17 protein-coding genes are annotated in these 19,511 nt (G+C 39.8%); 6 read left to right on the top strand and 11 right to left on the bottom strand.

Going from position 1 to position 19,511, the window contains the following annotated elements; translation table 11 throughout:
* Nucleotides 1-5 precede the first annotated feature (5 nt).
* The 4 genes from HW278_RS01100 to HW278_RS01085 are packed head-to-tail and all read right to left on the bottom strand — an operon-like array spanning nucleotide 6 to nucleotide 2,799.
* Nucleotides 6-779 carry a phosphatase PAP2 family protein gene (locus HW278_RS01100; RefSeq protein WP_178976672.1) on the bottom strand — a complete coding sequence of 258 codons (774 nt, stop codon included), beginning with the start codon at nucleotides 777-779 and terminating at the stop codon, nucleotides 6-8.
* A 50-nt stretch (nucleotides 780-829) separates the two neighbouring features.
* Entirely contained in the window at nucleotides 830-1,639 is an 810-nt protein-coding gene (locus tag HW278_RS01095) for an undecaprenyl-diphosphate phosphatase (RefSeq protein ID WP_002672638.1), read from the bottom strand.
* A gap of 2 nt (nucleotides 1,640-1,641) precedes the next feature.
* A complete protein-coding gene (locus tag HW278_RS01090) occupies nucleotides 1,642-1,893 on the bottom strand; it encodes a DUF3098 domain-containing protein (protein WP_002672637.1) in 252 nt (83 codons plus the stop codon).
* Nucleotides 1,894-1,920: 27 nt separating this feature from the next.
* A complete protein-coding gene (locus HW278_RS01085) occupies nucleotides 1,921-2,799 on the bottom strand; it encodes a cell division protein FtsX (RefSeq protein ID WP_002672636.1) in 879 nt (292 codons plus the stop codon).
* Nucleotides 2,800-2,983: 184 nt separating this feature from the next.
* Between HW278_RS01085 and HW278_RS01080 the strand changes: the two genes are divergently transcribed.
* The gene (locus tag HW278_RS01080; protein WP_178976671.1) at nucleotides 2,984-3,220 is read left to right on the top strand and encodes a hypothetical protein; all 237 of its coding nucleotides are present in this window, start codon (nucleotides 2,984-2,986) and stop codon (nucleotides 3,218-3,220) included.
* 215 nt (nucleotides 3,221-3,435) lie between these two features.
* Here HW278_RS01080 and HW278_RS01075 read toward each other — a convergent pair whose 3' ends face one another.
* From HW278_RS01075 to secDF, 4 genes are all read right to left on the bottom strand, one after another.
* Nucleotides 3,436-4,617: a proline dehydrogenase family protein gene (locus HW278_RS01075; protein ID WP_009410265.1), complete on the bottom strand. Its 1,182-nt coding sequence runs from the start codon at nucleotides 4,615-4,617 to the stop codon at nucleotides 3,436-3,438.
* A 131-nt stretch (nucleotides 4,618-4,748) separates the two neighbouring features.
* Nucleotides 4,749-7,097, bottom strand: coding sequence for an outer membrane beta-barrel family protein (locus HW278_RS01070; protein WP_178976670.1), 2,349 nt, complete (start codon nucleotides 7,095-7,097; stop codon nucleotides 4,749-4,751).
* A gap of 20 nt (nucleotides 7,098-7,117) precedes the next feature.
* On the bottom strand, nucleotides 7,118-8,524 hold the full coding sequence (gene lpdA, locus HW278_RS01065; protein ID WP_178976669.1) for a dihydrolipoyl dehydrogenase: 1,407 nt from the start codon (nucleotides 8,522-8,524) through the stop codon (nucleotides 7,118-7,120).
* 137 nt (nucleotides 8,525-8,661) lie between these two features.
* Complete coding sequence (secDF, locus tag HW278_RS01060; protein WP_178976668.1) at nucleotides 8,662-11,649, bottom strand: protein translocase subunit SecDF; 2,988 nt, start codon at nucleotides 11,647-11,649, stop codon at nucleotides 8,662-8,664.
* Nucleotides 11,650-11,966: 317 nt separating this feature from the next.
* Between secDF and HW278_RS01055 the strand changes: the two genes are divergently transcribed.
* From HW278_RS01055 to HW278_RS01035, 5 genes are all read left to right on the top strand, one after another.
* Nucleotides 11,967-12,398: a hypothetical protein gene (locus tag HW278_RS01055; RefSeq protein ID WP_178976667.1), complete on the top strand. Its 432-nt coding sequence runs from the start codon at nucleotides 11,967-11,969 to the stop codon at nucleotides 12,396-12,398.
* 430 nt (nucleotides 12,399-12,828) lie between these two features.
* Nucleotides 12,829-14,421, top strand: coding sequence for a peptide chain release factor 3 (locus HW278_RS01050; RefSeq protein ID WP_009410348.1), 1,593 nt, complete (start codon nucleotides 12,829-12,831; stop codon nucleotides 14,419-14,421).
* A 120-nt stretch (nucleotides 14,422-14,541) separates the two neighbouring features.
* Entirely contained in the window at nucleotides 14,542-15,474 is a 933-nt protein-coding gene (locus HW278_RS01045; protein ID WP_178976666.1) for a phospholipase A, read from the top strand.
* Nucleotides 15,475-15,573: 99 nt separating this feature from the next.
* Nucleotides 15,574-16,185, top strand: a complete 612-nt coding sequence (locus HW278_RS01040; protein ID WP_178976665.1) for a TetR/AcrR family transcriptional regulator — start codon at nucleotides 15,574-15,576, stop codon at nucleotides 16,183-16,185.
* 175 nt (nucleotides 16,186-16,360) lie between these two features.
* Entirely contained in the window at nucleotides 16,361-17,707 is a 1,347-nt protein-coding gene (locus HW278_RS01035) for a TolC family protein (RefSeq protein ID WP_009419003.1), read from the top strand.
* A gap of 78 nt (nucleotides 17,708-17,785) precedes the next feature.
* Here the strand turns inward: HW278_RS01035 and HW278_RS01030 are convergent, their stop codons facing one another.
* From HW278_RS01030 to HW278_RS01020, 3 genes are read right to left on the bottom strand one after another with little or no spacing between them, the layout of a single operon-like run.
* Nucleotides 17,786-18,358, bottom strand: a complete 573-nt coding sequence (locus HW278_RS01030; protein WP_009410352.1) for a DUF3109 family protein — start codon at nucleotides 18,356-18,358, stop codon at nucleotides 17,786-17,788.
* Nucleotides 18,359-18,361: 3 nt separating this feature from the next.
* On the bottom strand, nucleotides 18,362-18,982 hold the full coding sequence (gene recR / locus HW278_RS01025) for a recombination mediator RecR (RefSeq protein WP_009419002.1): 621 nt from the start codon (nucleotides 18,980-18,982) through the stop codon (nucleotides 18,362-18,364).
* Between the two features lie 18 nt (nucleotides 18,983-19,000).
* Entirely contained in the window at nucleotides 19,001-19,468 is a 468-nt protein-coding gene (locus HW278_RS01020; protein ID WP_178976664.1) for a low molecular weight protein-tyrosine-phosphatase, read from the bottom strand.
* Nucleotides 19,469-19,511 lie beyond the last annotated feature (43 nt).

Raw genomic sequence — 19,511 nt, 5'->3', positions numbered from 1 at the left:
TGTTTTTAGCGAAATAAGGTGAGCCCCACTCCTTTCATTTCTTCGGAATAAACGGGGTAAACAACCATTTGTACTGAAGATTTCTCTTTGCGTGTAAGCCATTTGGAAGTATATGGCAAGAGCCAATAGGCTGTTTTGGCACTAAGGATACCTATACCTGCCCCTACAAACACATCGCCTATCCAATGGCGATTATTGTACAAACGCATTGCACCTACGGTGGTAGCTATAGCATAGCCACTGATACCTACCCATATATTCTCATCTTTGTACTCTTGCCAAAGGATTTCCATACCTGTAAAAGCAGTAGCTGTATGTCCTGAAGGGAAAGAATTGTAAGCACTTTCATCGGGACGATGTATTCTGACACTATATTTTACTCCGTTTACTAAGGCTGCTGTAATGGCATAAGCAGTAGCTCCTACTATGAGCCGTTCCTTTACACTGTGCTTGGCTTTTATACCTAAATTGCTATAAGCAAAGACGCTGGCAATAGGTAGATACTGCAAATAATCATCGAAGCGCAACTTCTGTCCGCCGGAATATCTATAAGCGTGTCGTTGTACATAACGATTGATATAAGTAGCATTGGAGATAACTCCTAAGGTAATGAGAGAAGCAGGAAGTAATACCTGTTTGAGTTTAGGTTTTTCAGTAGCTACTTGCAAAGTATCGGCTGTGAGTACCGACTCTTGGAGTACTGATAAGCTATCGGTTTGAGCTTTTATAGATTGAATGAGAATAAAACAGAAAGCTACAATTAAAAGTAATATTTTCATTTTAATGCAAAAGGTAAAAAGTAAAAGGTAAGGGTAGGAGGGAAAAATAACTAATTGTTAATTGAGAAATAAATCAGTAATACTGCTCCAATAACAATGCGGTAAATGCCCCATACTTTAAAACCAAATTTGGTGAGGATATGTATAAAGAATTTCACGGCTATCATTGCTACCACAAAAGCTATTACATTACCTATGATAAACAACCAAAAACTCTCATCAGTTTTCATTATCAGCTCGTAGCCTTTCTCTTGGGCAGTACCCCATTTCTTCAAGAAAATAGAATACACGGTTACAGCCAGCATTGTAGGAACGGCTAAGAAGAAAGAGAACTCAGCGGCGGCTTTGCGAGTAAGCCCTTGCGTCATTCCGCCAATAATAGAAGCAGCAGAGCGCGAAGTGCCTGGCATCATTGCTAAACACTGCCAAAAACCAATAGTAACGGCTTTCTTTATTGTGATGTCTTTCTCGTTGTGAATCGTAGGATGTTTGAACCAATTGTCTACAAAAATAAGGATAATACCGCCTACAATTAGGGTAATAGCAATCGCTTTTTGGTTGCCCAAAACTGCTTCAATCTTATCATCGAAAAGCTTACCTAATATAAGAGCAGGGATAACGGCGCACGCTAATTTGAAATAGAAGTTCCAATTAGAAAAGTCGAAGAACTTGCGCCAATACAGTACTACTATCGAGAGGATAGCACCAAACTGTATGGAAACTTGAAACATTTTCAAATACTCATCGTCGGGCATTCCCATAAGGGCAGCGGTAAAACCCATATGTGCGGTTGATGAGATAGGAAGGTACTCGGTGAGTCCTTCGATAATAGCAATAATAATAGCTTGCAGTGTACTCATTCTTATTTTTCTTCTTGTTTTTTATCAGTTTTAGGATTTACCAGAATGGCGTAAATTTCAATGGCAAAACCTAAAAGTACCAAAGCAGGAGCTAAGTGAATACGTCGGAAATTGAAAATAGAGGGGTCGAACACAGCGGGATTATCGCTACCACCACCGCTCATTGTTATAAAACCAAGGGCTATTACTATTAAGCCAATAGCCATAATAAGATAGTTTTTCTTTTCAAAAATGAAAGTTGAATGATGTTTCATCAGTGATTAATTATTAATGATTAATGGTTAATAATAAAGGTCGTTGGTATTGAGGTTTAGGAAACGTTGTGTAGCAAAATAGGTGCTTAGCCAACTGATGAGTATCCCGATGGTTATAATGCTTATAAAAACAATGCTTAAAGTACCTGTGTCCATTAAGATATTAAACTCAGGATATGACTTTACAATAGCTAATAACGATAGATAAAAAAGCACTATGGCTATTAGAGCGCTGAGAATGCCCAAGCGTACATTTGTCCATAAAAACGGACGGCGTATGAAACTGCGCGTAGCCCCTACTAATTGCATTGTTTTGATGATAAAACGTTTGGAATAAATGGAGAGGCGAATAGAGGCATTGATAAGCAAGATAGATACAAAAGTGAATAGGGCGCTGAAAATTAATGTAACAATACCTATTCTGTTCACATTTTCGTGAATAAGAGCTACCAAAGATTGGTCGTATACTACTTCGGTAACAAAAGAGTTTTGCTCTAACTCACGTTTGATTTCGCGCATCTTATCGGGCTCGGCATATTCGGCTTTTAGGCTTAAATCGATGGTGTTTTGCAGAGGGTTAGTACCGATGAAGGTAACAAAATCTTCGCCGATATCCTTACTGAACTTTTCGGCAGCAACTTCTTTTGATACAAAACGCACTGACTTTACAAAACTCGCTACTGAAAGAGTTTTCTGTAACTGTTCGATGTCGGCATTTTTAGCGTCGTCCTTTATCAAGACGGTAACGGTTACTTGCTCTTTGAAGTAATTGGCTAATTTATTAGCACTTAATACTAAAAAACTAAAAAAGCCCATAAGAAAGAGCACTAAGGTAATGCTCACTATTACCGAAAAATAGGAGGTAATTAATCTTCGTTTGTTAAATGAATCGATGGAACGTGCCATTCTTATATTTTTTGTTTTAAGATAGAAAATCACGCAAAAGTACAACTTTTTTTTGAATTAGCAACTAATTTAATACCAATAATGCCAATAATGCCAAAAATACCAAATCAATGGTAAGTGATAAGTGACGGTGTGACAAAAGCCCCCGAACCCCCGAAGGGGGACAAGCTTTAAAAGGAAACCGATGCGAGGTCGTAGCACAATAGGCAGTGTGAGCCGCACAAGCAGGTGCGAGCCACACGGACAGGTGCGAGCCGCACGGGCAGATAAACAAAAGACGAACAAAAGACGAACAAAAGACGAACAAAAGACGAACAAAAGACGAACAAAAGACGAACAAAAGACGAACAAAAGACGAAGAAATGACGAACAAAGAACGAACAAAGAACGAACAAAGAACGAACAAAGAACGAACAAATGATGGTGCGAGTCGCACGGGCAGATAGAGAAATGACGAAGAAAACCTCCCCCTTACACATACCCAGCTTTCGCTGGCTTCCTCCAAAGGGGGAACTACAGCGACGTAAAAACGAACAATGAGCGAAGGTAAGAGGGTAGTAATTGGGAATAAAAATAACTCTCGTTTTTGCGAGAAGTGCAAAAACGAGAGTTACAACGAATAATAAAAACTTATTTTTACTGGTTAGCAGTTTCTTTTCGGCGCTTTTTCTCTGCTTTTAGCAAAGTGAGTTCACGTCCTGTTTGCCCTGCTACTGAGGTATTTTCTTCGGCTCGGCGGATAAGGTAAGGCATCACTTCGCGCACGGGACCAAAAGGCAAATACTTGGCTACGTTATAGCCTTCCTTAGAGGCATTGAAGCTGATATGGTCGCTCATACCGTAGAGTTGTGCTATCCACACGCGTTTGTCGTTAGGTTGCAAGCCTTTTTTGTGCATCAAATCCATTACCAGGGCAGCACTTTCTTCGTTGTGAGTACCTGCAAAGAGGGCAATCCTATCGATATGGTCAATAATATAGCGCACAACAGCGTTATAATTATCGTCGGTTGCTTGCTTGCTGGGGCAAATGGGAGTGGGATAGCCTAGCTCGGCAGCACGTTCGTTTTCTTTTTCCATATAGGCACCTCGTACGATTTTTACGCCTATGTAGAAGCCTTTATCTACGGCACGTTCATAAAGTTCTTTTAGGTAAGGCAAACGGTCGTGGCGGTACATTTGCAAGGTATTGTATACGATAGGTTCTTCTTTGTTGTACTTCTGCATCATCTCTTCTACGAGGTCATCGGCAGCAGTTTGCATCCAGCTTTCTTCGGCGTCTACCAAAATAGGAATTTTATACTCGTAGGCGCGCTTGCAGGCTGCGTCGAAACGAGATTTGATGCGCTCCCATTCTTTTTCTTCTTCGGGGGTAAGGGCTTTTTTCTCGGTGAGTTTTTGGAAGATGGCAAAACGCCCAAATCCTGTAGGTTTAAATACCACAATAGGAATACCTTCGTTGCGATGGAGATTACCAAAATCGATGGTTTCCATTGTTTTTTCGAAAGTAGCTTCGATAGAGGATTCGTCTTCTTTACCTTCTACGGAATAGTCGAGCACAGAGCCTACTCCTTTTTGATGCATCTTTTGGATTACGGGAAGGCAGTCTTGTTCGGAGATACCTCCGCAGAACTGCTTAAAGACGGTGCGCTTGATGAGTCCTTCGACGGGCAGGCGCAGTTTTAGGGAGAAGTTGGTAAGGGCAGTGCCCACACGAGTAAGGGTATTACTGCCAATAAGTTTAAAAAGGCGGTAAGCCCAGTTGAGTTCGGATTGGCTTTTGAGGGCAAAAGCGGTTTGGGTATCGGAAAATCTACTCATAATATTTTAATGATTAAAGGTTAGTTGAGGCAAAGTTACTATTTATTTTGAAAGAAACAAACTTTTTCTTAATTATTTTTATCACTGTATTTACCACTAATCATTAACTATTCAGCATTAGCCACAAATCATTATCGTTTAAGTCTGTTTTTCTCGTCTTCTGCTCCTGTGTTTCTTATATTGTCATTCACTTTTTTACCTTTGGCAAAATCATAATTGATACCAATATAAAAACTACGGGTGTTAAATTTATAATAAGATGTATTATAAATGCCGTTGAAATCGTATTCGCTTTTAGAACGAGAGGTGTTAAATATATCATCTAATGAAGCTTTTAACTGAAAAGAATCAGAAAGAGGAATCATTAGGTTAAAGTTGAGCTGGTGATTGTAATAGTTTTTGATATACAAACTCTTATTGGTTGAGGTATATTGGTAAGTGAGAGAGGCTTCGATATCTTTGGGGAGGTAAAATCGCTGTGAGGTGTAAAACTCGGCATATAAGGAGTTGAAAGCATTCCCTAAATACTTGAAGTTAAAATACCCTCCTGTGAATTTTGCATTGCACTCCCACCAATCGGTGAACTTAGTAAAACGGGATAGGAACAAAAACACATCGTTTTTATAACCTACATTCTCGGGGCGAGTAGTTATTACGCCAGCAATAGCGGTAGGAATGTTAAGCACATTTTTTTCGGAATAGCAGTAAGCCACAGCCATATCTACTTTTTTCCACCTATAACCCGATTGCAACGTATATCCTTCTATGGGACTTAAATCTTTATTACCTGTATAGGCATCGGTAGGAGAACTTTTGATATAGGTAGGGTTGAACAGACTGTAATTCACCCTGCTGAACCATCGGCGAGCAGAAAAGAAGAAGGTTTCTTTGCCGAGCTTGGTAGTATAGAGGGCATTGAGTGACCATTGTGTGTTGTCGTTATGGAAATTATCTAAGTGATTGCTAAACGTATTGTAATTATATTCAGAACGTAAGCCTACTGAGAACTTTGATTTTTGAGTAAGAGGGAAGGCGTAATTGGCAAAAGTGGCGAAGATGTGTTCTTTGAAGTAGAAATCCTTAGAAAAGTTAGTGTTTTTTAACTTTTGGGTAGGCAAAATATCAAAATAAACAAACTCATCTTGATTGTCTACCAATGAATAACGCAATCCAAGCACTAAGTTCTGCTTTTCTGAAGGGTATTTAGAGGTAAAAAACTTACTCCAAGTAGTTTTGAAGGCGTAAACATCGCTGTAAGAATATGAGTCTCGCTCGCTATTTTCTTCGGTAGTTACTGTGCGGTAATAAATATCTTTTTCAGTAAGAGGACTTTCATACTTTTTCTTAACCAAGTCTAAGGCTATTTTGATATTTGAACCTAAGGAGTCAGTAGTGCGGTCGAAGTTCAGTGAGAAAGAGTGGTCATTAGATATGGCGTCCCATTTTCTGTTCGTACTAAAATGATGGTTAAGCACATTGTTGTTATACACGTTAGTTAAACCATTGTATTCTTTGTCGGCATCAGCATCATAATTATAAATATACAGAAAGCTAAGAGTAGATTTTTTATTGAAATAGTAATCTGCTCCTAGTGTTATTCCGTTTTCTTTCCGCTTTAACTGTAGTTCTGAGGTATTTTGATAAAGAGTATTGTTATTTCTCAAAAGAGATTGTTCCTTATCTTCGCTAAAAGAGTGATGTCGGCTGTGGTATAGGTTAGTAAAAAGGCGATATTTATCAGTAGAATAAAACAGTGTTGCATCGTCTGTATAACCTAATTTTGGGTCGTAAAAAAAATTGTGACTTAACGAGCCTACCCAGCCGTATTTTGCAATAGTCGTTATTTTTATGACGCCTGCTTTTGAGCTATCGACACTGGCATCAATCTTATCAACTACTTCAATATTTTTAATACTCTTGACGGGTATCTTATTTAAGAAAAACGCTATTTTGTCTTTATCGAGGTGTAATTCCTTACCATCGAGCATTATTAAAATATCGTCATTGCCATAGATTTTCAAGCCATTAGTAGTGGAGATGCTGGGAGCATACTCTAAAATATCGGTCACCGCAGAGCGATAGGCGAGCCGTGTGCCTGTTACTTCAATAAGTGAGCCCGTTTCAGTAGGGATAACAGGATTTTTCCGACCAGTAACAGTTACTTCTTTAAGGTTTTCTACTTTCTCGGTAATCACAATATTGCCTAATGCGATATTCTTATCTACCATTAGCTCTTGCTGAAAAGGCTCATAGAAAATAGAAACCACATTTAGCTGGTATTGCCCTGCTGAAAGGTTTTCAAAAGAAAAAGTACCCTTTTCATTTGAAGCGGTAGTATGCACAACTTTGCCCTGCGAGAGGAGCTTAACGACACAGTTGCTCACAGGTTGTTCTTTACTGATTAGGTTTCCTGTAATGCTATATTGCGAAAAAGCGCACAAAGGGAGGCAGAATAGGCAAAATAAGATGGTTGATTTCATATAGCATTAATTATTAATCATTAACTATGGATAGCGCGGTTTTCGGTGGTAGCAAGGGCGGCTTCCTTTATTGCTTCGGTAAAGGTAGGGTGAGCGTGGCAGATGCGAGCGATATCTTCGGCACTGGCACGGAACTCCATTGCGGTAACGGCTTCGGCTATCATATCGGCAGCACGAGCTCCAATGATGTGTACGCCGAGCACTTCGTCGGTTTGGGGGTCAGCTAAAATCTTTACAAAGCCGTCGGTATCCATACTGGCACGGGCGCGCCCTAAGGCACGAAAGGCAAATTGCCCTACTTTATAGGCGATGCCGTCAGCTTTTAGTTGCTCTTCACTTTTGCCTACTGAAGCTACTTCAGGCCAGGTGTAAACAACACCAGGGATAAGATTATAGTCGATATGTGTTTTTTGTCCAGCGAGTTGTTCTACTACCAATACGCCTTCTTCTTCGGCTTTATGGGCGAGCATAGCTCCGCGTACTACATCACCTATGGCATAGATGTTAGGCACATTGGTTTGCAGGTGGTCGTTTACTATTACCCTACCGCGCTCGTCTTTCTGTACACCTGCTACTTCGAGGTTAAGACCCTCGGTATAAGGGCGACGACCTACGGCTACTAAGCAGTAATCACCTTTAAGGATAAGCTCTTCGCCTTTGGAGGTAGTAGCTTTTACAGTTACCGTTTTGCCCTTGCGAGTTACTTCTTTCACCTGATGACTTGTATAGAAAGCAAAACCCTGTTTTTTGAGTACTTTGGTGAGTTCGCGCCCTAAGCCTCTATCCATCGTAGGGATAATGCTATCGGTGTATTCTACTACCGATACTTTAGCTCCTAAGCGACTGTATACTTGCCCCAATTCTAAGCCTATTACGCCCCCACCAATCACGATGAGGTGTTCTGGTACTTCTTTTAGCTGGAGGGCTTCAGTAGAAGTAATAATACGTTCTTTATCGACTGTAATAAAAGGTAAGGAGGCAGGTTTAGAGCCGGTAGCAATAATGGTGTGCTTGGCTTCTATGGTCTCTGCTTTGCCTTTATTAGGAGTAATCTTAATTTGTGTGGGTGATACAAAGCTCCCTACCCCGGTAAAAACATCTACTTTGTTTTTCTCCATTAGGAACTTTACCCCTGCGCAAGTTTGCTCTACCACAGCTGCTTTACGAGCAATCATTTTCTCTAAGCTAAACTTTACTTTGCCTGTGATTTCAATACCGTGGGCTTCGAGGTGTTTGGAGGCGTCTTCGTAGTGGTGAGAAGAGTCGAGTAAGGCTTTAGAAGGGATACAACCTACATTAAGGCAAGTGCCTCCTAAGGTATTATATTTTTCAATAAGGGCAGTTTTAAAGCCCAATTGACCTGCACGAATAGCGGCTACATAACCGCCAGGACCTGAACCGATGATAACAATGTCGTATGTTTTCATATTACTTAGTTTTTTGAAAGGCAAAGTTAGGGTTTATAATTGATATTTGCAAGTAGTTTTTCACTTTTTTCTACCCGTATAGAAAAAGGGACTATCCTTTTTAGGACAGTCCCTTTTATATATTCAGTAATTAGATATTACTTCTTAGATTGTTCTTTAGTATGGTCAGCTTCGTCCTTTACAGTGTCGTAAATGAGAGGAGCTGCCACGAAAACAGAAGAGTAAGTACCGATGAGTACCCCGATAATCATTGCGAACATAAAGCCACGCAAGGTTTCACCACCAAAGATAAAGATAGTAACGAGTACTGCCAAAGTAGTGAATGAGGTGTTCAAGGTACGGCTAAGGGTAGTGTTGAGTGCGTGATTAATTTTCTCTCTTGACCAATGAGGTTCACGCATTACTTCCCTGATACGGTCGTAGATAATCACCGTGTCGTTTAGTGAGTAACCTACTACTGTAAGGATAGCCGCAATAAAGGCTTGGTCGATTTCCATATTGAAAGGCATAATGCTATAAGTGAGCGAATAAATACCGAGTACCATTAGCACGTCGTGCGCTGATGATACAATCGCACCCATAGAGAATTGCCATTTTCGGAAACGGAATAAGATATATAGACCAATTACAATAAGAGAACCGATAACAGACCAAAATGCACTGCTCTTAATATCTTCAGCGATAGTAGGTCCTACTTTCATAGATTGCATAATACCAATTTTATCAGTAGAAGTAGCTTTAGCAAAACTATCGAATGAAGTTCCTTCGGGTAAGAATTTCTGTAATCCTTTGTACAAGAGCTCTTGTATTTCATTATCTACCTCAGTGCTTTCTTCTTGTACTTTATATTTAGTAGAAATTTTCACTTGGTTAGGAGCTCCAAAAGTCTTCACTTCCACATTCCCTAAAGTAGTTTTGAGCGCATCGGCTACTTGGGTAGGGTTTACTTCGTGCTCAAAACGAATTTGGTAAGTTCTACCACCTACGAAATCGATACCTTGGTCGAGACCACGAGTAGAGAGAGAAATGATACCTATTATTGATAGGATAATAGAAAAAGCATATCCTATTTTGCGCTTGCCGATGAAGTTAAGATCTACATTTTTGAACCAGTTCTTAGTAATAGGAGTGGTGAAAGTAAGCGTGTGTTTTTTCTCAACGCTATAGTCGATAAACAAGCGAGTGATAAAGATAGCGGTGAACAAAGTAGTTGCAATACCAATGAGCAAGGTAGTTGCAAAACCTTGGATAGGACCACTACCAAAGAACAACAAGATAAGAGCAGTAAGCGCTGTAGTAATGTTAGAGTCTAAGATAGATGATAGGGCGTGTTTGAAACCATCAACCACTGCTTGATTGATGTTTTTACCTTTGCGCAGTTCTTCTTTCGACCGCTCGAATATCAGCACGTTCGAGTCGACTGCCATACCAATGGTAAGCACGATACCCGCAATACCAGGGAGCGTAAGTACAGCTTCTATACTTGCTAACACTCCAAATATAAGGAGTATATTGAATACCAAAGCGAGGTCGGCATAAATACCGGCACGACCGTAGTAGAATATCATCCACGCAAAGATGAAGATAGTAGCGATAAGGAAAGAGTTCATACCGCTATCGATAGCTTCTTGTCCCAAAGAAGGTCCTACGATTTCAGATTGTACGATATCAGCGCTTGCAGGTAATTTACCAGCACGGAGCACGTTAGCAAGGTCGACAGCTTCATTTAAAGTAAAATGCCCTGTAATTTCAGAGCGACCTCCTGAAATAGCACCTGTAGTTACTCCTGGTGCTGAATATACGATGTTATCGAGTACGATAGCAATATTGGTATTTTGAGTAAATGCTTTACCAGTAAGCGCTTCCCAAATGCGTGCTCCTTTGCCGTCCATTTGCATAGATACGGCAGGCTGGTTGCGAACGTCGTAAGTTTGTTCGGCTTGGGTTACTACGTTACCTGTAAGAGGAGGGGTGTTATCGCGGTTACCTTTTAGGGCATAAAGTTCGATAAGGGAGGTCTTTTTATCAGGTTTACCCCAAGCGAATTTTACATACTGCAATGAAGCAGGAATCAAATGTTTTGCTTCAGGAGAATTGATATAGCTATTTACTTGAGCAGTATCTTTTAAACTTACTGTAAAAAGTACAGGAGAACCCTCATAAGAATTAGCTTTGATAAGGTCAAACAAAGGATTTCCTTTTCCTGATTGAGTAGGAACAGAATCCTTCTTTACATCAGTAAGTAGAGAGTCGATAGCACTGCTACCTGATTGAGTAGCGGCTGTGAGCGTATCTTTTACTTTATCAGTGGTTTTAGCAGTAGATTTAAGTTGCGCGTTGAGGGCTTGTAAATAAGGAAATACATCAGTATTCTTATAAGTTTCCCAAAATTCAAGCTGAGCGGTACTTTGCAAGAGTGATTGCACACGAGTGATATCTTTAGCACCTGGAAGTTCTACAAGGATACGACCTGAGTTACCAAGGCGCTGGATATTAGGTTGAGAAACACCAAATTTATCGATACGTTTGCGCAATACCTCAAAAGCAGATACGATAGACTCGTCTACGCGTTTTCTGATGATAGGGCGTACCTCACTATCACTCATTTGGAAGTTGATTTGGTCGCTGAGGGTTTTATTAGCGAACACATCGGGGGAGGCTAATTTACCTCCGTTCTTAGCGTAAGCCTCGAAGAACAAATCCAAGTAGGTTTTGTCGGTTTTGCGGAGCTGTTCATCGGCTTCGGCTAATGATTTGTTAAAGATAGGGTCTTTGGAGTTGTCAGCAAGACCTCTCAAGATGTCTTTTACGGAAATTTGCAGAATCACGTTGATACCGCCTTTAAGGTCAAGACCGCGGTTCAATTCTTTAGCTTTTACTTCAGCATAAGTGAATTTTGTAAAACCGAGGTTATAGACATCTTGCCCCATTTTATCGTCCAAATACTTCGCTTCTATAGCTTCGCGTTTAGCGATATAGTCAGCTTGAGTATTAGGCACTTTTGCCTCAGCGAATGCTTTGGCTTCATCTTCTACTCTACCTGCCACGTAGGTGAATGAAAGCTGATAAATACATATTAGCCCAAACAATATGGCAAATAGTTTCACAAGTCCTTTGTTTTGCATCTTTTTAATTAAATAATTTACTTATTTTATCTCTTCAAACGGCAAAGATATATATTTTACTGAACATAGAAAAATAAAGTCCTAAAAAAATATATTTTATTTACATTTGAAAGGCTGGTATAAGGGGTGAATATTCTTATATATTTATTGATTATCAAATGGATATATGAGTTTAATACTACAATGCCAAAAATGCCAATAATACCGATTGTTTAATGATTAATGGTTAATGATTAATGGTTAATGATTAATTTGGGAGAAGCTTATAGGAAAGACGGTGCGAGCCACACGGGCAGTCGTAGCACGACAGGCAGATAATGAAAAGACGAACAAAAGACGAACAAAAGACGAACAAAAGACGAACAAAAGACGAACAAAAGACGAACAAAAGACGAACAAAAGACGAACAAAAGACGAACAAAAGACGAACAAAAGACGAACAAAAGACGAACAAAAGACGAACAAAAGACGAACAAAGAACGAACAAAGAACGAACAAAGAACGAACAAAGAACGAACAAAGAACGAACAAAGAACGAACAAAGAACGAACAAAGAACGGTGCGAGCCGCACGGGCAGATGGAGAAAGAACGAACAAAAGACGGTGCGAGCCGCACGGGCAGATGGAGAAAAGACGAACAAATGACGGTGCGAACCGCACGGACAGATGAGGAAAAGACGAAGAAAATATCCTCACCCCAGTCACATACTCTCCTATTCGGAGACTTCTCCCAAGGAGAGGGAGTGTAGTAACGGAAAAGTGAGACGAAGGAATGACAAACAAAGAACGAACAAAAGACGGTGCGAACCGCACGGACAGATAACGAATAAGCGAAGGAAAGGTGGGGGTACGTTGAGGTTAAGAGGTGGTTTAAATTAAGGTAAAGTGAATTTTTTACTTATTTATGTCTCTTTTTGGAGTTTATTCACTACTTTTGCCCCCGATTTTAAAACAAAATATTAGTAAGAATAAAAAGAATCTTATTAATATTCAGTGTGGTAGCGCTGTTGCTTACAACTTATGGTTGTTCGTATGTAAGTACTTACGAAGAATGTTCGACCAAGAAGGTAACAGCATTAATGATAGTGAACTTGCTACCAAATTATACTCTTAAAAAAGCTAATTAACAAATTAGCAAATTAGCAGATTGGAAAATTAGCAGATTAGCAAATTAACTTTATGTCTTTACAACAAGAAATACAAAAACGCCGTACCTTCGGCATCATCTCTCACCCCGACGCGGGAAAGACAACCCTTACCGAAAAACTCTTACTCTTCGGGGGGGCTATCCAAGAAGCTGGTGCGGTGAAATCGAATAAAATAAAGAAAGGAGCTACCTCCGACTTTATGGAGATTGAACGCCAACGCGGGATTTCCGTAGCTACTTCGGTGCTGGCTTTTAACTACAAAGAGCATAAAATAAACATCTTAGATACCCCCGGGCACAAGGATTTCGCCGAGGATACCTTCCGCACTCTCACGGCTGTGGACAGTGTAATCGTGGTTATTGACGTTGCCAAAGGGGTGGAAGAGCAAACCGAAAAACTCGTTGAGGTGTGCCGTATGCGTAATATTCCTATGATTGTGTTCATTAATAAGTTAGACCGTGAGGGGAAAGACGCCTTCGACCTGTTGGACGAAGTAGAACAGAAGTTGGGCTTAAAGGTTACTCCGCTGAGTTTCCCCATAGGGATGGGGTATGATTTCAAAGGGATTTACAACATCTGGGAGAAGAATATCAACCTTTTTTCAGGCGACAGCCGTAAGAATATAGAGGAGACTATTGCCTTCAACGATATTAACAGTCCTGAATTAGAGAAGATTATATCCGAACAATCTGCCGAGAACCTCCGTTCCGATTTGGAGTTAGTGTATGAAGTATATCCTAAATTCGATAGAGAAGCCTACCTCAAAGGAGATCAACAACCTGTATTTTTTGGCTCGGCATTGAACAATTTTGGGGTAAGAGAACTCTTGGATTGTTTTGTGGAAATTGCTCCTTCGCCACGCCCGAAAGCCAGTGAAGAGCGCATCGTAAACCCTGAAGAACCTACTTTTACGGGCTTCGTTTTCAAGATTCACGCAAATATGGACCCTAACCACCGCGACCGTTTGGCGTTTGTGAAAATTGTTTCGGGCACTTTCGAGCGTAACAAACCTTATTTACATACGCGTTTGGGTAAGAAGTTGAAGTTCTCCAGTCCGAATGCTTTCTTTGCCGAAAAGAAAGAAGTAGTGGATATCTCGTATGCGGGGGATATTGTAGGATTGCACGATACGGGGAACTTTAAGATAGGCGATACACTCACCGAAGGTGAAGTATTACATTTTAAGGGGATACCGAGCTTCTCTCCTGAGCACTTCCGCTACATTAACAATGCTGACCCACTGAAATCTAAACAATTAGAAAAAGGTATCGACCAGCTAATGGACGAAGGGGTGGCACAGCTCTTTAAGTTAGACTTCAACGGTCGCAAAGTAATTGGGACGGTAGGAGCACTCCAATACGAGGTAATTCAGTATCGATTAGAACACGAGTATGGGGCAAAGTGTAGTTATGAAAACTTCCCTATTTATAAAGCTTGTTGGGTAGAGACGCCTGAAAACCCCAAAGATGCTGAGTATCTTGATTTCTTACGTGTAAAACAGAAGTTCTTAGCACGCGATAAGCAGAATCAATTAGTCTTCTTAGCCGACTCAGCTTTCTCTATTGAGATGGTAAAACAAAAATATCCGAACTTAAAGTTGCACTTTACATCGGAGTTTGAGTAAGAAGAAGTATTGATATACATAAAGTATCAGAAAAGAAAAAGTTTCCTCATATTAAAATGTAGGAAACTTTTTTTGTTTATAAAGTTTATTTGCTGTACTTTTGCACCCGCAAAAAACAAAATGATGAAATATACTTTATTTATAATGCTCTTGGCTATTGCAACACCTATTTTTCCTCAGGAGGTGGAGAATGACACATTGCAGGAACTTCCTAAGACAGGAATAAAAGCCGATAGAAGAGCCCAGTTAGAGAGGGCTATTTCTAAGCTATGGGAGCTTGACCGAGAAGACCAAAGAGGTACTTTTAAATTTGTGGATTACTTACCTATGTACGTAATGCCTTTCCGTTTTACGGATAAACCTACGGAACAACCTATAAGTTTGAACCCCGACCGCCCTATACCTGAATGGCGCGACTACCAGCACGTAGAGTTAAAATTTCAAGTGAGCTTAAAAGCTAAGATTATGCAAGATGCTTTTGGGAAGGGTGATGTGTGGGTAGCTTTCACTCAGCAATCGTATTGGCAGATGTACAACGGTGAGCTTTCACGTCCGTTTAGAGAAGTGAATTACGAACCTGAATTGATATTTACTTATCCGCTGAACCTCTCGGTGGGGAATTTTAAAATGAAAATGGCAGGACTATCCGTAAACCACCAATCTAATGGTAAAGAAGCGGCACATTCCCGCAGTTGGAACAGAATTATTTTATCAGGTATTTTCCAATGGAATGATTTAATGATTATCAGCCGTTTCTGGTGGCGTTTCTCAGAAAAGGCAAGAGAAGATGACAATCCCGATATTGAGAATTATATAGGACGTTGTGAATTGGGCATTGCTTACCCCTTCCGTAAAAGTGTCTTTAATTTGCAAGTGAGGAATAATTTAAATTTTAATCATAATCGCGGGCACGTGGAGCTGAACTGGGTATATCCGCTGAGTCGCGACCTGCGTATTTTGTTGCAAGCCTCTCACGGTTATGGAGATTCCCTTATCGATTACAATTATAAACAAACTATTGTGGGAGTAGGCTTTACTTTCTTAAGTCTTTAAACAGATAAGAAGTAAGAGGTAAGAGGTAATAAAGGAAACTTTTTTTGTTTATTAAGTTTTTTTGTTATACCTTTGCCCCCGAATTTAAAGATGAGAGAGATGAAAGAAGAAATCGTGAAAAGAGCCTTAAACGACTTTATACAGTATGGGTTTAAAACCTTTACTATGGATGATTTGGCTAACAAAATGGGGATATCTAAAAAGACGCTTTACGAGTATTTTCCTTCTAAAAACGACTTGGTAGAAACTACATTAGATTACGCTTTAGAGATAAGTTGTAAAAATGCAGATATTTTTGTACAAGGAGAAGGTTCGGTGATAGAAAATGTATACCGCAACCAAAAAAAGGTTCAAGAAGTTTTTAACATCAATAGCGACCGTCCTATTTGGGAATTGCAGAAATACTATCCTAAAACATACGAACGTATGAATGTAGAGACTGCCAAGGCAGATGCGATTTTTATAGATAAAGTAATGGAAAGAGGTATACAGGAGGGACTTTTTAGAGAAGATATCAATCTTAAATTCTTTAAGATTTTCTATACGGCTGTAAAACGAATGAAAGCACAATCGGAGTTATTTCCTGAAACTGAGTTTTCTTTTTGGGAAACTATTTATACTATTATAGAGTATTTTTTCAGGATACTTGTCAATGAAAAAGGACTTAAAGAATTAGAACGAGTGCTTAAGGAGGTAAAAGATAAAAGGTAAAAGGTAAAAGGTTAATTTAATACTATAATACTAAAAATACCAATAATACTAATCATCAGAGATGAAAAAGTAAGGTCAGTGAGAGAAGGGTGTCTGAATAAATAAAGTAAAAAGAAGTTATAACAGAATTAAAAGGACAATATAAATAAGCCTATTAATAGGCAATTGAATTATTATGAAAAAAATCATTACGAGTGCTTTGTTGTTCCTCAGTTTTATGAGCTTTGCACAACAAAAAGAATTGACTTTAAAAGATGCTATTCGTTATGCTTTAGAGAATAAAGCGGACGCTGAGAAAGCGCGATTGGAAGTAACCAAAAGCGAATACAAAATACAAGAAGTACGCGCTAACGCACTGCCTAGTATTTCGGCTTCGGGCGGTATGGTGTACAATCCTAAGTTACAAGCTACTTATATTGATGCCAGCACATTTGCTTTCCCGGGTATGTCCGCAAGTAATGAGCCTATAAAGATGGAAATGGGGCAAAAATGGTCGGCTAATGCTGAAGCAAAACTTACCCAAGTGTTGTTTAATCAAACGGTGTTTATGGGCTTGAAAGCGGCTCGTACGACACGTGAGTTTTATATGCTTAACCAACAGCTTACCGAGAATGAAATCATTGAGAAAGTAGCACAAGCCTACTACCAAGTATACCAAACCCGACAAACATTAGAAAATATAGAAAGCAATTTGGCTCTTACCGAGAAAACGGCTAATGTTGTAAAAGGGTTAAACCAATCGGGGTTGTCAAAGAAAATAGACGTTGACCGCACTACTGTGGCTGTAAATAATCTCAAATCGGCACGCCAACAAGCCCTTAATGGGGTACAACTCTCGGAGAACGCGCTTAAATATATGATAGGTATGCCGATGAGTGAAGTAATTACTTTGCCTAAAGAAGGCTTTGAAGCTAATTACGATTTGGCTTTTGAGAAAGGTAATAGCAATACTCGTATAGAGTTACAAGTACTCGAAAAGCAAAAGCAACTTCTTGACCTCAATACCAAGGTACAACGTGCAGCACTTTATCCATCATTAGCGTTGCAGGCTACTTATGGTTATTTGAGTATGGGACCTAAAACACCGATTATTTACGGCAAGAAAGATAAAGTGTACGGAGCTGACTATTCGGCTATTACATTGGGAGTGAATATACCTATATTTTCGGGTTTCGGTACACGTGCTAAGATACACCAAGCACAGATAGAAAGTCAAGCGCTTGAAGCGACCCTTAAAGACACTCGTTTGGCAATGGATTTGGCTTATGAGAATGCCCACAGTCAGCTTACTAATAACCTTCTTACTATAGATTCACAAAAGGAGAATGTAAAGCTTGCAGAAGAGGTATTGCTCAACACCCAAAACAACTACCAACAAGGTTTGGCTTCCCTTACAGATTTATTGGAAGCAGAACGCTCTTTATCGGATGCTAAGAACAATTACACCAATGCTTTGTTGGACTACAAATTAGCAGAAATACAGTTGCTCAAATCACAAGGAAAGTTAGAGACAATGAAGTAAGAAATCCCATAATATCTATATAAGAAAGAGACAGTACTTTTAATATTGTACTGTCTCTTTTATTTTGTTATTTGTATATTACTTTTTCAAGTGCTCAGCTATAAGCTCTAATTCTTGGTACCACTCTTCTCCAAACTTTCTAATAAGAGCCTCTTTTACGAATTTGTAGATAGGCACTTGTAACTTTTTACCCAAGACACAAGCATCATCGCATATAGGACTCCAACGATGGTAATTGACTGCTGTGAAGGAACTGTACTCTTGTAATCGTATAGGATATAGGTGACACGATATAGGTTTCTTCCAGTCTATCTTTTTATCGTTATATGCTTGCTCGATAGCACAAAGAGCCCAACCTTTTTCATTGCGTACTACATAAGCGCATTCGCCTCCATTGATGAGAGGAGTTTCCCATTCGCCGTCTTCTCCTTTGATGTATACTCCTTGCTCCTCAATAGCTGTACGACCTTCCTCGGTAAGGTAAGGAGCTACTTCGGGATAAATGCGTTTCATCACTTTTAGTTCGCTTTCTTCTACGGGTGCTCCTGCATCACCTTCTATACAGCAAGCACCTTTACAAGCATTAAGGTTGCATACAAAATCGCAATCTATGATATCTTCCGAAATAATGGTATTGGCTACTTGTATCATATTTTAAACGGCTTTAATAGCTTTTTCAAAAGGAATGCGCTGAGTAATACTTCTGCCCAAAGTTACCTCATCAGTATATTCGAGTTCGCCTCCTACGGCTATGCCTCGGGCAATGGTAGAAATGGTGATATGGTAAGGCTCTACTTGTTTGTAAATATAGAAATTGGTAGTATCGCCCTCCATTGTATTGCTCAGAGCGAGGATTAACTCAGTTACTTTACCTGTCTTTACTTTTTCTATCAGTGAGGCAATGTGTAGATTGGAAGGAGCGATGCCATCAATAGGGGATATTTTGCCTCCTAAGACGTGATACTGACCAAAGAATTGCCCTGTGTTTTCTATTGCCATTACATCTCTAAAATCTTCTACAACACAAACGACTCCCGTATCACGCATAGGGTTAGCACATATCTCACACAAATCTACATCGGAGATGTTGTGGCAGTTTTTACAATACTGGATATGGGTGCGTAAAGCCACAATAGCTTGTGCCAATTGTAGTGATTGCTCTTCGGGTTGTTTGAGCAGGTGCAAAGCTAAACGCAAAGCCGTACGTTTGCCTATACTAGGCAATTGGGCTATTTCGTAGACGGCGTTTTCTAAGAGTTTAGATGAGAAGTCCATTTTAGGAGATAATAGTAGTTAGGGGTTAGGAGATAGTTTGCGAGCAACTTTGGTACAAGCCTCGTCAATGAGCTGATAGACGTTTTCGAAATCAGCTTTTGTGCCGTAATAAGGGTCGGGGATTTCGTGTTGTGTCATTCCACCCAAAGCATCAGCTAAGAAATGTACTTTAGCACGCTCTTTTTCGTTCTTAGCAAGCCGGATAACGTTTTGGTAATTGCTTTTATCCATTACAAAAATATAATCGAAAAGGGCAAAATCTTTGGCTGAGAACTGACGACCTCTGAGCATAGAGATATCTACTCCGTGTTTTTTGCCAGAGGCGATAGAACGAGTGTCAGGAGCATCGCCTACGTGATAGTTGGCGGTACCAGCTGAATCTACTTCAAAGTTATCGGAAGGGAGTTTGCTCCTCATCACCCCTTCGGCTAAAGGAGAACGGCAAATATTGCCTAAGCAAACCATTAGTATTTTCGTTTTTTTCATATATTAAAAGAGATAAGGCTTACGCCTTAGAAATTAAACAAAG

Origin of the sequence: Capnocytophaga sp. oral taxon 902 (assembly GCF_013394735.1) — a bacterium.
GTDB classification, from domain to species: Bacteria; Bacteroidota; Bacteroidia; order Flavobacteriales; family Flavobacteriaceae; genus Capnocytophaga; species Capnocytophaga ochracea.
The sequence above is the reverse complement of the archived record's forward strand: the minus strand, read 5'-3'. Positions and strand labels throughout refer to the sequence as shown.

Coding starts and splice junctions, on each gene's coding strand:
- HW278_RS01055 (WP_178976667.1), top strand. CDS start 11,967: ATGAAAAGACGAACAAAAGACGAACAAAAGACGAACAAAAGACGAACA.
- lpdA (WP_178976669.1), bottom strand. CDS start 8,524: ATGAAAACATACGACATTGTTATCATCGGTTCAGGTCCTGGCGGTTAT.
- secDF (WP_178976668.1), bottom strand. CDS start 11,649: ATGCAAAACAAAGGACTTGTGAAACTATTTGCCATATTGTTTGGGCTA.
- HW278_RS01020 (WP_178976664.1), bottom strand. CDS start 19,468: ATGAAAAAAACGAAAATACTAATGGTTTGCTTAGGCAATATTTGCCGT.
- HW278_RS01035 (WP_009419003.1), top strand. CDS start 16,361: ATGAAAAAAATCATTACGAGTGCTTTGTTGTTCCTCAGTTTTATGAGC.
- HW278_RS01030 (WP_009410352.1), bottom strand. CDS start 18,358: ATGATACAAGTAGCCAATACCATTATTTCGGAAGATATCATAGATTGC.
- recR (WP_009419002.1), bottom strand. CDS start 18,982: ATGGACTTCTCATCTAAACTCTTAGAAAACGCCGTCTACGAAATAGCC.
- HW278_RS01050 (WP_009410348.1), top strand. CDS start 12,829: ATGTCTTTACAACAAGAAATACAAAAACGCCGTACCTTCGGCATCATC.
- HW278_RS01085 (WP_002672636.1), bottom strand. CDS start 2,799: ATGGCACGTTCCATCGATTCATTTAACAAACGAAGATTAATTACCTCC.
- HW278_RS01095 (WP_002672638.1), bottom strand. CDS start 1,639: ATGAGTACACTGCAAGCTATTATTATTGCTATTATCGAAGGACTCACC.
- HW278_RS01070 (WP_178976670.1), bottom strand. CDS start 7,097: ATGAAATCAACCATCTTATTTTGCCTATTCTGCCTCCCTTTGTGCGCT.
- HW278_RS01045 (WP_178976666.1), top strand. CDS start 14,542: ATGATGAAATATACTTTATTTATAATGCTCTTGGCTATTGCAACACCT.
- HW278_RS01090 (WP_002672637.1), bottom strand. CDS start 1,893: ATGAAACATCATTCAACTTTCATTTTTGAAAAGAAAAACTATCTTATT.
- HW278_RS01100 (WP_178976672.1), bottom strand. CDS start 779: ATGAAAATATTACTTTTAATTGTAGCTTTCTGTTTTATTCTCATTCAA.
- HW278_RS01075 (WP_009410265.1), bottom strand. CDS start 4,617: ATGAGTAGATTTTCCGATACCCAAACCGCTTTTGCCCTCAAAAGCCAA.
- HW278_RS01040 (WP_178976665.1), top strand. CDS start 15,574: ATGAAAGAAGAAATCGTGAAAAGAGCCTTAAACGACTTTATACAGTAT.
- HW278_RS01080 (WP_178976671.1), top strand. CDS start 2,984: ATGCGAGGTCGTAGCACAATAGGCAGTGTGAGCCGCACAAGCAGGTGC.